Raw genomic sequence first — 14,690 nt, forward strand, 5'->3', positions numbered from 1 at the left:
TGGCTTAACTGCAGAGATAGCCGCCGTCGACGTTCAGCGCCGCGCCGGTGGTATAGCTGGCCGCGTCGGAGGCCAGGTACAGCACCGCGCCCGCCATTTCGGAAGGCTCGGCGACGCGCCGCATCGGAATGCGCGACAGCGCCTGTTCCAGGATCACCGGGTTGTGGAACAGGGCCGAGGCGAACTTGGTGTCGGTCGCGCCCGGCAGCAGCGCATTGACGCGCACCTTCTGCGGCGCGCATTCGCGGGCAAAGGCCTTGGTCATCGAGATCACGGCCGCCTTGGTGATGGAATAGATGCCCTGCTGCGCGCCGGGCGTGACGCCATTGACCGAGGCCACGTTGACGATGCTGCCGCCGCCGTTCCTGGCCATCAGCTTCGCCGCCGCCGACGACATGAAGAAGTAGCCGCGGATGTTGACGTCCACAGTCTTCTGGAAGGCGCCGACATCGGTCTCGGTGATGTGGCCGAAATGCGGATTGGTGGCGGCATTGTTGATCAGGATGTCGATGCGGCCATGCTTGGCCTCCAGGTCAGCGAACAGCTTGTCGATCTGGGCCATCTCGCCAATGTGGCAGGCATAGGCCTCGGCCTTGCCGCCGTCCTCGCGGATCGATGCCGCCACCGCCTCGCAGGCATCCTGCTTGCGGCTCGACACGATCACATGCGCGCCCTGTGCCGCCAGCAGACGGGCAATGCCCTCGCCGATGCCGCGCGATGCGCCGGTGACCAGTGCGATCTTGCCGGTCAGGTCGAATGGGTTCTTCGGGTTCATGCTTGTCTCCTCGTGGTATCTGTCTTATCGGTAGGTGATGGACTTCTTCTCGCCCAGCAGTTCCAGGTGGGCATAGCTGTTCATCGTGCTCAGCGTTACATGGCCGGGGCGGTACAGCAGGCGGGTGACGGCGGCATTGACCAGCGTCCAGTTCAGCTTGGCCATGCGCTCGTCCGACAGGCCCAGCAGATGCTGGCACAGCGTGGCGATGGTGCCGCCGGAGGTGAACACCACGATGCGCTGCGAGGCGCCGGCGCCCTCCAGCAGGCGCTGCAACGCGGCCAATACACGCTCCCGGAACATCGGCCAGGTCTCGGCATATTCGCTGTCGTAACGGCCATCCATCCAGCGCGACATCGATTCCTCGAACAGGCGCTGGTAGACCTCCTTGGCATTGTCGGTTTCCAGGAAGAACTGCTTGACCGCGATCGGGTCGACGAAATCCGGGCGGTGGCGCTGCAGCACCTCGCGGTGGTCGTATTCATTGAAGCCGGCGTCGGTCACCCAGCCCGTGGCCGGATAAGGCTGCGGCAGTTGCGTGAGGCAAGCTTCCGCGGTCTGGCGATGCCGTTCCATGTCGCCTGTGACCACCTGGTCGAACTGCACGCCGCAGTCGGCAAACCACTTGCCCAAGAGCCTGCCCTGTTCCATGCCGAGCTCGGACAGCTGGTCATAGTTTTCCTTGCCGAAGGAAGCCTGACCGTGCCGCACCAGATAAATCTGTCCCATGACTACCTCTGCTCATGTTGCGATGCAAACCATGGTACAGAGTCGATTACAATCGATCAAATGAATACGGATAATCAACTTCCATCAATATGATGCATATATCCAGGGTCGACCTGAACCTCTTCATCGTCTTCGACGCCATCTATAGCGAAGGCAGCGTGACCCGCGCCAGCGCCAAGCTGAACCTGACCCAGCCCGCCATCAGCCATGCGCTGGGCCGGCTGCGCACGATGTTCGGCGACCCGCTGTTCGTGCGCAAGGGGCACCTGATGGTGTCGACGCCGCTGGCGCGCAGCATCATCGAGCCGGTGCGGCAATCCCTGCGCGGCTTCGAGGTGACCCTCAACAAGCTCAATCGCTTCGATGCGGCCACCACTGAGAAGCAGTTCACGCTGGCGCTGCGCGACGTGCTGGAAGCCACCATACTGCCGCCATTGATGACGGCGATGGACCGCGACGCGCCCAGGGCCCGAGTGGCCGCGGTGCAGGTCGATCGGCGCGAACTGGAAGGCGAGCTGCAGGCCGGCACCCTGGACTGCGCGATCGACGTGCTGCTGCCGCTGGGCGACGACATCCGCCATACCCGCATCCTGGCCGACCGCACCCTGGTGGTGGCTCGGCGCGGCCATCCGCGGCTGCAGGGCGGCATCACGCTGGAGCAGTATCTGGCCGAAGACCATGTGCTTGCTAGTTCGCGCCGCAAGGGCCCAGGCATCGAGGACTTCGAACTGAGCCGCCTGGGCATGCAGCGCAACATCCGCCTGCGCTGCCAGCATTACTTCGCCGCCTGCCGCGTGGTCAGCCAGACCGACCTGATCCTGACCATGCCCGAGCGCTATGCCCGCGTGGCCAACCAGCAGTTCGACAACCAGCTGCTGCCGCTGCCGATCGGCATGCCGGCATGGGATGTGTATATGTACTGGCATGCGAATGTCGAGGACGATCCGGCCAACCGCTGGCTGCGCGACAAGCTGATCGCGGCGGTGGTGGGCTGAGAGAGGGTTGCGGGTCGGCTTGGAGTGCCGCCAGCGATGCCGGCAATGTCCACTTCAACCCCCACATCACCTTCCGGCAATGCGAACTGTCGAGTACTAAATATGACTTTTACATGCAACTTTTACAACGTGAAGGATTTTTCAGGCTGATGCTCTCTGGCATCCGCAGGCACAGGTTTTGCAGATAGGGAGCCATCGGGTTGTTGTTCATAAAACAATAGGTTGACCACCACATGACGCTCCGCAGAACCACCACCCTGTTTTCCGCCAGCATCCTGGCACTGGCGTTGATGCCATCCGGTGCCCATGCCGCAGACCCGGCCACCGATGACGGCAACTGGCCGATGGCGGCGAAAGACCATGCCAACACCCGCTATAGCGGCCTGAACCAGATCACTACCGCCAATGTGAAGGACCTGAAGCCTGTCTTCACCTTTTCCACCGGCGTGCTGCGCGGCCATGAGGGCGCGCCATTGGTAGTAGACGACACGATGTACATCGTCGCGCCCTATCCCAACTACCTGTATGCGCTGGACCTGAAGCAGCCGGGCGCGCCGATGAAATGGCGCTTCGAGCCCAAGCCCGATGCCAGTTCCCAGGGCGTGGCCTGCTGCGACGTGGTCAATCGCGGCGCCGCCTTTGCCGATGGCCGCATCTTCTTCAATACGCTCGACAACCAGACCATCGCGGTCGACGCCAAAACCGGCAAGGAAATCTGGCGCGCCAAACTGGGCGACATCAATGTCGGCGAAACCATCACCATGGCGCCGCTGGTGGTGAAGGGCCGTGTTCTGGTTGGCAACAGCGGCGGCGAACTGGGCGTGCGCGGCTGGCTGACGGCGCTCGACGCCGCCACCGGCAAGCAGGTCTGGCGCGCCTACAGCACCGGCCCCGACCGTGATGTGCTGATCGGCGAGAGCTACAAGCCGTATTACGCGCAGGACCGCGGCAAGGACCTGGGCGTGTCGACCTGGCCCGGCGGCGCCTGGAAGATTGGCGGCGGCAATGTCTGGGGCTTCGTCTCCTACGACCCGGAAACCGACCTGGTCTATTACGGCACCGGCAATCCCGGCCCGTGGAACCCTGAGCAGCGGCCCGGCGCCAACAAGTTCACCTCCGGCATCTTCGCCCGCAAGCCCGACACTGGCGAGGCTGCCTGGTTCTACCAGCTGAGCCCGCATGACCTGCATGACTACGACGGCGTGAATGAAAACGTGCTGGTCGACCTGAGCATCGAAGGCACGCAGCGCAAGGTGCTGCTGCATCCGGACCGCAATGGCTATGTGTACGTGATGGACCGGCGCAATGGCCAGGTGCTGTCCGCCACGCCCTATGTGCATATCACCACCAGCCAAGGCGTGGACCTGCAGACCGGCGCCCTGAAGTACGACTCGAAAACCGAGCCGCGGGCTGGCGAAGTGGTCCGCAATATCTGCCCGGCCTCACCTGGCGGCAAGGACTGGCAGCCATCGGCCTGGTCGCCGCGCACCCAGCTGCTGTACCTGCCGCATCAGAACCTGTGCCAGGACGCATCCACGTCCCAGGCCAGCTATATCGCCGGCACGCCCTATGTCGGCGCGGACATCAAGATGCATCCCGGCCCGGGCGGCCATCGCGGCGAGTTCAGTGCCTGGGACCCGGTGCGCAACACCAAGGCCTGGCGCATCCAGGAAAATTTCCCGGTATGGAGCGGCGCGCTGGCGACCGCGGGCGATGTGGTGTTCTACGGCACGCTGGAAGGCTGGTTCAAGGCGGTGGACGCGAAGGATGGCAAGCTCTTGTGGCAGTTCAAGACCGGCTCCGGCATCATCGGCCAGCCGATCAGCTATCGCGGCCCGGATGGCAAGCAGTACATCGCCGTGCTGTCGGGCGTGGGCGGCTGGGCCGGCGCCATCGTCGCGGGCGGCCTGGATGCGCGTGACGGCACGGCGGCCAACGGCATGGTCAATGCAACGGCGGACCTTCCCCAGCAAACCGGTATGGGCGGCATGCTCTATGTCTTCGCGCTTCCCTGACCCACGGGCGCTTGCCCGCTGCCTGCTGCTGGCCCTGGCCGCCATGTCGAGCGCCGATGCGGCCGATGCGGGACGCGTGCTGCGCGTATGCGCGGACCCGGACAACCTGCCCTATTCGCATCAGGATGAAAGCGGTTTCGAGAACCGCATCGCGGCCATCGTGGCCGACGAGCTCGGCGCATCGCTGCAGTATGAATGGCAGCCGTTGCGCCGCGGCTTCGTCAGAAAGACCATGGGCACTGGCCGCTGCGATGTCTTCATCGGCGTGCCGGCCGGCTTCGAGCGGGTGCTGACCACGCAGCCTTATTACCGCTCTTCCTATGTGTTCGTCTGGCGCCGCGGCGACGATGCGCCGCACAGCTTTGCCGACCCGCGCATTGCAACGCAGCCCATCGGCGTCCAGCTGGTGGGCAACGACATGGCGGCCACGCCACCGGGCCACGCGCTGGCCCGCGCCGGCGCGCTGTCGAACGTGATTGGCTACCCGGTCTACGGTGACCGGCCGGCCGCCAGCCGCATGATCAAGGCACTGGCCAGCCATGCGATTGACAGCGCGCTGTTGTGGGGGCCGCAGGCAGGCTACTTCGCCAGGCGCGCCGCGGTCCCGATGGAGATGGCAATAGCCGATGCCCCAGCCGGCCTGCAGGCGCCGTTCGAATTCGCTATCGCAATGGGCGTGGCCCGTGGCAATGCCGTGCTGCGTGACGAACTCGACGCCGTGCTGCGGCATCGCCGCAACGATATCGACGCGGTGCTGGCGCAGTATGCAGTCCCCCGCACTGACCCCGGCCAGGAGAACACACGATGAATCCGCCTTTTGTCCGCCGCCTGTGCGCCTGTGCTGTGCTGCTGGTCCTGCTGTCGGGCTGCTACCGGGAACAGCGGCCGCTGCCTGGTGCACCGCCGACTGCCTCACCGACCGATCCCTTGCGCCTGAGCGGGCTGCAACCGGGCGAGCCCAAGGCCAGCGCCAAGGCAAGCAATCCCTTTGAAGAGAATGCCTATGCGGCTTCCCAGGGCAAACGCCTGTTCAAGCAGTACAACTGCGCCGGCTGTCACGGCAGCGGCGGCGGTGGCGGCATGGGCCCGGCCCTGATGGACGACAAGTGGATCTATGGGCCGGAGCCGGCCAACGTCTACGCCACCATCGTGCAGGGCCGGCCAAACGGCATGCCGTCATTCGGCGGCCACATACCGGAAGAGCAACTATGGCAGCTGGTTGCCTATGTGCGCTCGCTCAGCGGGCAACTGGGTTCAGCCGTCGCGCCGGCGCGTAGCGACAGCCTCAGCCCCGGTAAGGCAGAGCAGCAGCGCGAGAAGGAAGAGCCCAAGGAGGGAGGGCAGCCGCAGCAGGCGCAATGACCATGAAAGCCCTCGTCCTCCTTCCCTTCCTGCTGCATGCGGCCACGGTGGCGGCGGCGCCGTCGCAGAACGCGCTGCGGCCGGCCGGCATCCAGGCCGAACGCATTCACGACTTGTGGCTGCTCACGGTCGGCGTCTGCGCCGTGGTGTTCGCGGCCGTGCTGGTGGCGCTGCTGCTGGCGCTGTGGCGCTCCGGCCGTAGCGACGCCACCACGGCGCCCGACGTTGCCTCGCTGGCCGCGCCCGAGCCGACATTGAAGCGCAATGTGCTGCTGGCGGTCGGCGCCTCGATCGCGCTGCTGTTCGTGCTGATCGTCGCCGACTTCCAGACCGACCGCCTGCTCGGCCGCATGCCGCTGGCCGACGCGGTGCACATCGAGGTCACCGCGCACCAGTGGTGGTGGGAAGCCCGCTACAACGACCCCGAGCCCGGCAAGATCTTCAGCACCGCCAACGAGCTGCATATCCCGGTGGGGCGCCCGGTGATCATGACGTTGAAGAGCAGCGACGTGATCCATACCTTCTGGCTGCCCAACCTGCATGGCAAGAAGGACATGATCCCCGGCCGCACCTCGCTGATCCGGCTGCGCGCCGACCAGCCCGGCACCTATCGCGGCCAGTGCGCCGAGTTCTGCGGCCTGGAGCACGCGATGATGGCCTTCCTCGTCACCGCCGAGCCCAACGAGAGCTATGAAGCCTGGGCCGATGCCCAGCGCCGCGAAGCCTCCAATGTGCTGAGCGCGCGGGAAAGCCGCGGCCGCCAGGTGTTCATGGAGCGCAGCTGCGTGATGTGCCACACGGTCCAGGGCAGCGGCGCCAATGCCGTGTTCGGCCCCGACCTGACCCACGTGGCCAGCCGCCAGACCCTGGCCTCGGGCGTGCTGCCCAATAACCGCCAGCAGATGGCTGCCTGGGTCACCCAGCCGCAGAAGCTCAAGCCCGGCACCAACATGCCGGCGACGGCCCTGTCGGGCGAGGAACTGGAGGCGCTGCTGGATTACCTGGGCACACTGAAATGACGACCACCATCACCACACCGACGCAGACCGGCCAGCGCGACAGCGCGCGGCGACTGGAAGAGACATGGCGCGATCCACCCGGCCTGTACGGCTGGCTCGCCGCCATCAACCACAAGACCATCGCGGTGCGCTTCATGCTCACCACCTTCGGTTTCTTCGTTGCCGGCGGCGTGCTGGCGCTGATCATGCGGCTGCAGCTGGCGCGCCCGGAAAACACCCTGGTCGGACCCGACTTCTACAACCAGCTCTTCACCATGCATGGCACCACGATGATGTTCCTGTTCGCGGTGCCGGTGATGCAGGCGGTCGGCTCCTACCTGGTGCCGCTGATGCTGGGCGCGCGCAGCCTGGCCTTCCCGCGCATGAACGCCTTCGCCTACTGGATATTCCTGTTCGGCGGCCTGATGCTGTATGCCGCCTTCCTGCTCGACATCGGCCCCGACGCCGGCTGGTTCGCCTATGTGCCGCTGGCCGGTCCGGACTACTCGCCGGGCAAGCGGGTCGACTTCTGGGCCCAGCTGGTGACCTTCACCGAGCTGTCGGCGCTGCTGGAGGCGGTGATCCTGATCACCACCATCTTCAAGATGCGCGCGCCCGGCATGACCCTGAACCGCATGCCGCTGTATGTGTGGACCATGCTGGTGACTTCCTTCATGGTGCTGTTCGCGATGCCCTCGGTGATGCTGGCCAGCACCGCGCTCATCACCGACCGGCTGGTCGGCACGCACTTCTACAATCCGGCCGAGGGCGGCGACGCGCTGCTGTGGCAGCACCTGTTCTGGTTCTTCGGCCACCCGGAGGTGTACCTGATCTTCATTCCGCCGCTGGGCTTCATGTCGTCCATCATCGCCACCTTCTCGCGCCGGCCGATCTATGCCTATCCGGCGATGGTGCTGGCCGTGATCGCCACCGCCTTCCTCGCCTTCGGCCTGTGGGTGCATCACATGTACGCCACCAACATTCCCGAGCTTGGCAAGAGCTTCTTCACCGCGTCCAGCGCGATGATCGCGATACCGACCGCGGTCCAGATCTTCTGCTGGATCTCCACGCTATGGACCGGCAGGCTCAACTTCAAGACGCCGCTGCTGTTTGCCCTTGGCTTCTTCTTCATTCTCACCCTGGGCGGCCTGACCGGCATCATCCTGGCCTCGGTGGCGCTGGACCTGCAGGTGCATGACACCTTTTTCGTGGTGGCGCACCTGCATTACGTGCTGATCGGCGGCGCGGTGTTTCCGCTGTTTGGCGCCTTCTATTACTGGTTCCCCAAGTTCACAGGCAGGCTGCTGAGCGAGACGCTGGGCAAATGGAACTTCTGGCTGTTCTTCATCGGCTTCAATGTCAGCTTCTTTCCGATGCACCTGCTGGGCCTGGCCGGCATGCCGCGCCGGGTCTGGACCTATCCGGCCGGCATGGGCTGGGACCGGATGAACCTGGCCGCCACCGTCGGCGGCATGATCATTGCCGTCAGCGTGCTGCTGTTCATCATCAACGTGCTCAGGAGCCGCCGCCACGGCGTGCCGGCCGGCCCCAACCCATGGGGCGCCGGCACGCTGGAATGGGGCACCGACTCGCCGCCGCCGGCCGGCAACTTCGTCTCGCCGCCGGTATGCGGCGGCCGCTATCCGCTGTGGGAGCCGGACGGCGTGCCGGCCCATGTGACCGGCCTGGCGGACGACAAGCGGGAAATCCTCACCACCACGCTGATGGACGCGGTGCCGGACCTGCGGCCGGCGATGCCGTCGCCCAACATCTGGCCGTTCGCAAGCGCGGTGGCGGTGACGATCCTGTTCGTCGGCAGCATCTTCACGCCCTGGGCCGTGGTCTGGGGCGCGGTGCCGGTGGCCATCGGCATGACGCTGTGGTTCTGGCCGAGGAAGAAGGAGACCAGGAAGAATGTCGAAAGCGAGGTGCATCCATGAAGCCGGGCATGCATGAACCGGGCAGGCTCGACGTGAGCGCCCTTCCCACCTTCGGCTTCGGGCACCGCAGCCTGATGTGGTGGGGCACCTTCGGGCTGATGCTGATCGAAGGCATGATCTTCGCGCTGACCATCGCCGCCTATTTTTATCTGCGCAGCCACTCGGCCTCCTGGCCGATGAACGCGGCGCCGCCTGAGCTGTTGTGGGGAACATTGAACACTGCGGTCCTGCTGGCCAGCATGGTGCCCAACCAGCTTGCCAAGAAGGCTGCCGAGAAGATGGATCTGCACAAGGTGCGCATCTGGATGGTGGCGTGCCTGCTGTTCTCGCTGGCATTCCTGGCCATCCGTGTAATGGAATTCACCAGCCTCAACACCCGTTGGGACAGCCAGGCCTATGGCTCAGTGGTATGGATGCTGATGGCGCTGCACACGACGCACCTGGTCACCGACGCCTACGACAGTGCAGTGCTGACGGTGCTGATGTTCACCGGGCCGCTAGAGGGAAAGCGCTTCGTCGATGTCAGCGAGAACGCGATGTACTGGTACTTCGTGGTGCTGAGCTGGCTGCCGATCTACGCGGTGATCTACTGGGCGCCGCGCTACTGAGAGGTCGAACATGATGCCGAACTGGCCTGCACTGATCGTTTCCCCCCTGCTGGCGCTGGCCAACCTGACGGCAGTGTATGCGCTGGTGACGCCGTCCTGCAGCCGCCAGAGCACCGGCGCGATGCAATGGCTGAGCGTGGCGTCGCTGCTGCTGTCGCTGCTCTTCACGCTGATGGCATGGCGCAACCAGCGCCGGCTGGCTGTGTCCTTGCCGGGGGATGCTGCAGCGGTGCGTCCGCATTTCCTGGCGCAGGTGGCGGTGATGGTGGGATTGCTGTCGTCGCTGGTGCTGTTTGCGATGTGGATACCGCAGTGGATCGTCTCGCCATGCGTTTCCTGACTGCCCTGATTGCCCTCCTGCTGCTGGCCGCGCCCGGCGCGCAGGCGCACGTGGCGCAGGCGCCCGACGCGCAGCCCGGCTGGGGCGCCGAACCCTGGGTGCTGGTCCTGCTGGCCTTGTCCGCAGCGCTTTACCTTGTGGGCGGCGCCCGGCTGTGGCTGCGCGCCCGTGCCGGCCGCCCGCGGCTGCTGCGCCAGGCTGGGCTTTTCGCCGGTGGCTGGCTGACGCTGGTGGCAGCGCTTGCATCGCCGCTGGACGGACTGGGCGTGCAGCTGTTCTCGGCCCACATGCTGCAGCACGAGTTGCTGATGATCGTCGCCGCGCCGCTGCTGGTGATGGGCCGGCCGCTGGCGGTATGGATATGGGCCTTGCCCTGTCGCGATACCGTTGGCGCGGCGCTGCATCATCCGGCGGTGCGCCTTCCATGGCAATGGTTGACGTTGCCGCTGGTGTCATGGCTGCTGCATGCGGTAGCGCTGTGGGCCTGGCATGCGCCCTTGCTGTTCGAAGGCGCGCTGGCCGACAGCACCATGCATGGCTGGCAGCACACCAGCTTCCTCGCCTCCGCCCTCCTGTTCTGGTGGGCCGTGCTGGGCGACGGCCGCGACCGCCCGCAGCGCGGCGGCGCGATGCTGTACCTGTTCACCACCATGCTGCACACTGGCGCGCTGGGCGCGCTGCTGACCTGGTCGGCGGTGATCTGGTATCCGAGCTATATCGCCACTGCCGGGCTGTATGGCTTTGATGCGCTGGAAGACCAGCAGCTGGGCGGCTTGATCATGTGGATCCCCGGCGCGCTGGCCTACCTGATCGCCGGCCTGGCGCTGGCGGGGCATTGGCTGAGGGGGCGCAAGCCTGCGCCGTTGGGGATACGGTAAGGAGGGAGCAGGTGCAATTGCAGTTGCTTTTGAAGTACGCATAGCGACAGTTGCCGTTGCAGTTGCAGTTGCAGTTGCAGTTGCAGTTGCAGTTGCAGTTGCAGTTGCAGTTGCCGTTGCCGTTGCCGTTGCCGTTGCCGTTGCCGTTGCCGTTGCCGTTGCCGTTGCCGTTGCCGTTGCCGTTGCCGTTGCCGTTGCCGTTGCCGTTGCCGTTGCCGTTGCAGTTGCCGTTGCAGTGAAGTCCCGTTGAGCGCGCCGTGTCAGCGGTGCCCGGAGCGGGAAAAGGTGCGGCGTCTGTCTGAGCCAAGCTTTGCTTGGCGAGTTTAGCCGCGCCCCGCTCCGGGTACCGCTGACACGGGAACCCCCGCGCAGCGGGGGCGCGATCACCGGGTCGCCTTTTTTTGGTTACTTTTTTTGGCGAAGCAAAAAAAGTGACCCGGCCGCCGGGACGGACTCCCGGCTTGTCTCCACGGTAGTGCAGCCGGCTTGCGTCACCTGGCAACGCACGGGCAGCACTGTCGGTGTTGTCTTTGACGTTCGTATTGAAACTTCAAACTTCAAACGTCAAAAGCAACTGCTGCTTCGCAGTGACGTCTTTACGGCTGGTGAAACAAGCCGATTGCACTGTCGTCATGACCAGGCCGGGTGTTCGCCCCGGCAGGCGACCTACTTCTTTTGCTTCGCCAAAAGAAGTAGGCAAGAAAAGGCGACCCCGACTGTGCCGCCCCGCTCCGGGCATCGCCGACACGGCGGTACACAGACGGGGACCCTAACTGCAACGGCAACGGCAACGGCAACTGCAACTGCAACGGCAACGGCAACCGCCACCGCCACCGCCACCGCAACTGCAACTGCACAGGCCGCTGCAGCAGCAACCACCACTGCACCCGCGGCAGCCCGTCAATTGCACCCGCTCCCCCCTACCTCCCCCCAAAACCCGCTAGAATCCACGGTTTGTTCCGCGTCACCGCGCCTCTCACCATCGCCTGCTCCCTCAGCAGAAAAACAACATGCTTACATTTCAACAAGTCATCCTCACGCTGCAAGAGTACTGGGACGCGCAAGGCTGCGCGCTGCTGCAACCCTACGACATGGAAGTCGGCGCCGGCACCTCGCATACTGCGACCTTCCTGCGGGCGATTGGCCCGGAGCCGTGGCGGGCTGCCTATGTGCAGCCGTCGCGCCGCCCCAAGGATGGCCGCTATGGCGAGAACCCGAACCGCATGCAGCACTATTACCAGTACCAGGTGGTGTTAAAGCCCGCGCCGGAAAACATTCTCGACCTGTACCTCGGCTCGCTGCAGGCGCTGGGGCTGGACCTGAAGCAGAACGATGTGCGCTTCGTCGAGGACGACTGGGAAAACCCGACCCTGGGCGCCTGGGGACTGGGCTGGGAAGTATGGTTGAACGGCATGGAAGTGACCCAGTTCACCTATTTCCAGCAGGTGGGCGGCCTCGACTGCAAGCCGGTGCTGGGCGAGATCACCTACGGCATCGAACGCCTGGCGATGTATCTGCAGGGCGTGGAAAACGTCTATGACCTGGTGTGGACCACCTGGGAAGAAAACGGCGTGACCAAGAAGCTGACCTATGGCGACGTGTTCCACCAGAACGAGGTCGAACAGTCCACCTACAACTTCGAGCACTCCAACACGGAATTCCTGTTCTCCCTCTTTTCCAACTACGAGAGCGAGGCCAAGCGCCTGCTGGCGGTGCCGCTGACGCTGCCGGCCTATGAAATGATCCTGAAGGCAGCCCATACCTTCAACCTGCTCGACGCCCGCGGCGCCATTTCGGTGACGGAGCGCGCCGCCTATATCGGCCGCATCCGCAACCTGTCGCGCGCAGTGGCCCAGGCCTATTACGAATCGCGCGAAAAACTGGGCTTCCCGATGTGCGGCGACAGCCGCCAGGCCGCCTGATATCAGCACCGTCCAAGAAATCACAACATGAATCAGACCTTACTCGTCGAACTGCTTACCGAAGAACTGCCGCCGAAAGCGCTGGCCAAGCTGGGCGCGGCCTTTGCCGCCGGCCTCTTCAACGGATTGAAAGCGCGCGCCTTCCTTGAAGCCGACGCCGCCTACATCGCCTATGCCACGCCGCGCCGCCTGGCCGTCACCATCAGCGGCGTGCGCGCCGGCTCGCCGGACAAGTCGATCCGCGAAAAGGTGCTGCCGGTAACGGTCGCGCTGGACGCCGAAGGCAAGCCCAGCGCGCCGCTGGCCAAGAAGCTGGCCGCGCTGGCGCAAACCGCCGGCGTGCAGCAGATCGGCCTGGAGCAGCTTGAACGCGCCCAGGACGGCAAGGCCGAAAGCTTTTTCTTCACCTATACCGCGCCCGGCGCGCCGCTGCACACCGGCCTGCAGGCCAGCCTGGAGGAAGCGGTCGCCAAGTTGCCGATCCCGAAAGTGATGAGCTACCAGCGTCCGGACGGCGCCACCGTGCAGTTCGTGCGCCCGGTGCACCGCCTGACCGCGCTGCTCGGCGCCGACATCGTGCCGGTGTCGCTGCTGGGCCTGCAGGCGTCCAACGTCACCCTCGGCCATCGCTTCCTGGCGCCCGGCGAGATCGTCATCGCCAGCGCCGACAGCTATGCCGCCACGCTGGAGAACCAGGGCCGCGTGATTCCCGGCATCGAGGCGCGCAAGGAGCGCATCCGCGCCGCCCTGCAGGCTGCCGCCAACGGCGACCAGATCCTCATGCCCGAGTCGCTGCTCGACGAAGTCAATGCGCTGGTCGAATGGCCGGTGGTCTATGCCTGCAACTTCGAGAGCGAGTTTCTGACGGTGCCGCAGGAATGCCTGATCCTCACCATGCAGACCAACCAGAAATACTTTGCGCTGACCGACGCCGCCGGCAAGCTGCGCTCGCGCTTCCTGATCGTCTCCAACCTGGAAACCGACGACCCGCGCCACATCATCGGCGGCAATGAGCGCGTGGTGCGGCCGCGCCTGTCGGATGCCAAGTTCTTCTTCGAGCAGGACAAGAAGAAAAAGCTGGCCGAGCGCGTGCCGGGCCTGGCCAACGTGGTCTATCACAACAAGCTCGGCAGCCAGGGCGAGCGCACTGGCCGCGTCACCGCGCTGGCGGTGGAAATCGCCGGCATGCTGAAAGCCGACGCCAACCTCGCCGCGCGCGCCGCGCAGCTGGCCAAGACCGACCTGCTGACCGACATGGTCGGCGAGTTCCCCGAACTGCAGGGCATCATGGGCACCTATTACGCCCGCCATGACGGCGAGCCGGAGGAAGTGGCGCAGTCGATTTCCGAGCATTACCAGCCGCGCTATGCCGGCGACGCCCTGCCTGCAACCACCACCGGCACCGTGGTGGCGCTGGCCGACAAGCTCGAAACCCTGGTCGGCATCTGGGGCATTGGTCTTGCACCGACCGGCGACAAGGACCCGTTCGCGCTGCGCCGCCATGCGCTGGGCATCCTGCGCATGCTGGTGGAAAAGCGGCTGCCGCTGGCGATTTCTTCCCTGCTGCAGGCCACCGCCGCGCTGTTCGCCGGCAACGCCAATTTCAAGGACCCGGTGGCAGACGTCACCGCCTTCCTGTACGACCGGCTACGCGGCCTGCTGCGCGAGCGCGGCTTCACCCAGAATGAAGTCGAGGCCGTGATCGCCCAGCAGCCGGACGTGCTGGACAACATCGTCGAGCGGCTGGAAGCGGTGCAGGCCTTTGCCGCGCTGCCCGAAGCCGAGGCGCTGGCCGCGGCCAACAAGCGCATCACCAACATCCTGAAGAAGGCCGACACGGCCGGCGCCGCGGTGCAGAGCGGCCTGCTGCAGGAAAGCGCGGAACAGGGCCTGTATGCGGCCATGACCAGCTTGAAGCCCACTGTCGAGCAAGCCTATGCGCAGGGCGACTTCGCCACGACGTTGAAGGGCCTGGCGCATCTGCGCACCGATGTCGACGCCTTCTTCAACGATGTGATGGTGATGGCCGAGGATATCGGCCTGCGCAACAACCGCGTCGCGCTGCTGTCGGAGCTGCACGGCATGATGAACCGCGTGGCCGACATCTCCAAGCTGGCCGCCTGACGGG

General features: G+C 65.2%; 14 protein-coding genes. 12 read left to right on the forward strand and 2 right to left on the reverse strand.

Annotated features, from left to right (window positions below; translation table 11 throughout):
• Window positions 1-4: 4 nt before the first annotated feature.
• Together ABC383_RS10230 and ABC383_RS10235 are read right to left on the reverse strand one after the other, a co-directional pair.
• Window positions 5-775, reverse strand: coding sequence for an SDR family oxidoreductase (locus ABC383_RS10230; protein ID WP_413013674.1), 771 nt, complete (start codon window positions 773-775; stop codon window positions 5-7).
• Window positions 776-799: 24 nt separating this feature from the next.
• A complete protein-coding gene (locus tag ABC383_RS10235; protein ID WP_413013676.1) occupies window positions 800-1,504 on the reverse strand; it encodes a histidine phosphatase family protein in 705 nt (234 codons plus the stop codon).
• 92 nt (window positions 1,505-1,596) lie between these two features.
• On the opposite strand from ABC383_RS10235, the gene ABC383_RS10240 reads away from it, so the two are divergent.
• The 12 genes from ABC383_RS10240 (at window position 1,597) to glyS (ending at window position 14,686) form a co-directional block, all read left to right on the forward strand.
• The gene (locus tag ABC383_RS10240; protein WP_413016294.1) at window positions 1,597-2,499 is read left to right on the forward strand and encodes a LysR family transcriptional regulator; all 903 of its coding nucleotides are present in this window, start codon (window positions 1,597-1,599) and stop codon (window positions 2,497-2,499) included.
• Between the two features lie 233 nt (window positions 2,500-2,732).
• Window positions 2,733-4,514, forward strand: a complete 1,782-nt coding sequence (locus tag ABC383_RS10245; RefSeq protein WP_413013678.1) for a methanol/ethanol family PQQ-dependent dehydrogenase — start codon at window positions 2,733-2,735, stop codon at window positions 4,512-4,514.
• Window positions 4,495-5,322 (forward strand): quinoprotein dehydrogenase-associated putative ABC transporter substrate-binding protein, encoded by an 828-nt coding sequence (locus ABC383_RS10250; RefSeq protein ID WP_413013680.1) that lies wholly within the window; start codon window positions 4,495-4,497, stop codon window positions 5,320-5,322. Before ABC383_RS10245 ends, ABC383_RS10250 begins: the two co-directional genes overlap by 20 nt.
• Window positions 5,319-5,876 carry a c-type cytochrome gene (locus ABC383_RS10255; protein ID WP_413013682.1) on the forward strand — a complete coding sequence of 186 codons (558 nt, stop codon included), beginning with the start codon at window positions 5,319-5,321 and terminating at the stop codon, window positions 5,874-5,876. The genes ABC383_RS10250 and ABC383_RS10255 overlap by 4 nt, the downstream gene beginning before the upstream one ends.
• 2 nt (window positions 5,877-5,878) lie before the next feature.
• Window positions 5,879-6,895: a cytochrome c oxidase subunit II gene (gene coxB, locus ABC383_RS10260; protein ID WP_413013684.1), complete on the forward strand. Its 1,017-nt coding sequence runs from the start codon at window positions 5,879-5,881 to the stop codon at window positions 6,893-6,895.
• Window positions 6,892-8,814: a cytochrome c oxidase subunit I gene (gene ctaD, locus ABC383_RS10265; protein WP_413013686.1), complete on the forward strand. Its 1,923-nt coding sequence runs from the start codon at window positions 6,892-6,894 to the stop codon at window positions 8,812-8,814. Before coxB ends, ctaD begins: the two co-directional genes overlap by 4 nt.
• Complete coding sequence (locus ABC383_RS10270) at window positions 8,811-9,422, forward strand: cytochrome c oxidase subunit 3 (protein WP_413013688.1); 612 nt, start codon at window positions 8,811-8,813, stop codon at window positions 9,420-9,422. Before ctaD ends, ABC383_RS10270 begins: the two co-directional genes overlap by 4 nt.
• Window positions 9,423-9,432: 10 nt before the next feature.
• Complete coding sequence (locus tag ABC383_RS10275) at window positions 9,433-9,762, forward strand: hypothetical protein (protein ID WP_413013690.1); 330 nt, start codon at window positions 9,433-9,435, stop codon at window positions 9,760-9,762.
• Window positions 9,750-10,640, forward strand: coding sequence for a cytochrome c oxidase assembly protein (locus tag ABC383_RS10280; protein ID WP_413013692.1), 891 nt, complete (start codon window positions 9,750-9,752; stop codon window positions 10,638-10,640). Before ABC383_RS10275 ends, ABC383_RS10280 begins: the two co-directional genes overlap by 13 nt.
• Window positions 10,641-10,690: 50 nt before the next feature.
• Window positions 10,691-10,879, forward strand: coding sequence for a hypothetical protein (locus ABC383_RS10285; RefSeq protein ID WP_413013694.1), 189 nt, complete (start codon window positions 10,691-10,693; stop codon window positions 10,877-10,879).
• A 771-nt stretch (window positions 10,880-11,650) separates the two neighbouring features.
• Window positions 11,651-12,562: a glycine--tRNA ligase subunit alpha gene (gene glyQ / locus ABC383_RS10290; protein WP_413013696.1), complete on the forward strand. Its 912-nt coding sequence runs from the start codon at window positions 11,651-11,653 to the stop codon at window positions 12,560-12,562.
• Between the two features lie 27 nt (window positions 12,563-12,589).
• Window positions 12,590-14,686 (forward strand): glycine--tRNA ligase subunit beta, encoded by a 2,097-nt coding sequence (gene glyS / locus ABC383_RS10295; RefSeq protein ID WP_413013698.1) that lies wholly within the window; start codon window positions 12,590-12,592, stop codon window positions 14,684-14,686.
• The last annotated feature ends 4 nt before the right edge of the window (window positions 14,687-14,690 follow it).

This window comes from Noviherbaspirillum phoenicis, from assembly GCF_047237965.1.
GTDB lineage: Bacteria > Pseudomonadota > Gammaproteobacteria > Burkholderiales > Burkholderiaceae_D > Noviherbaspirillum_A.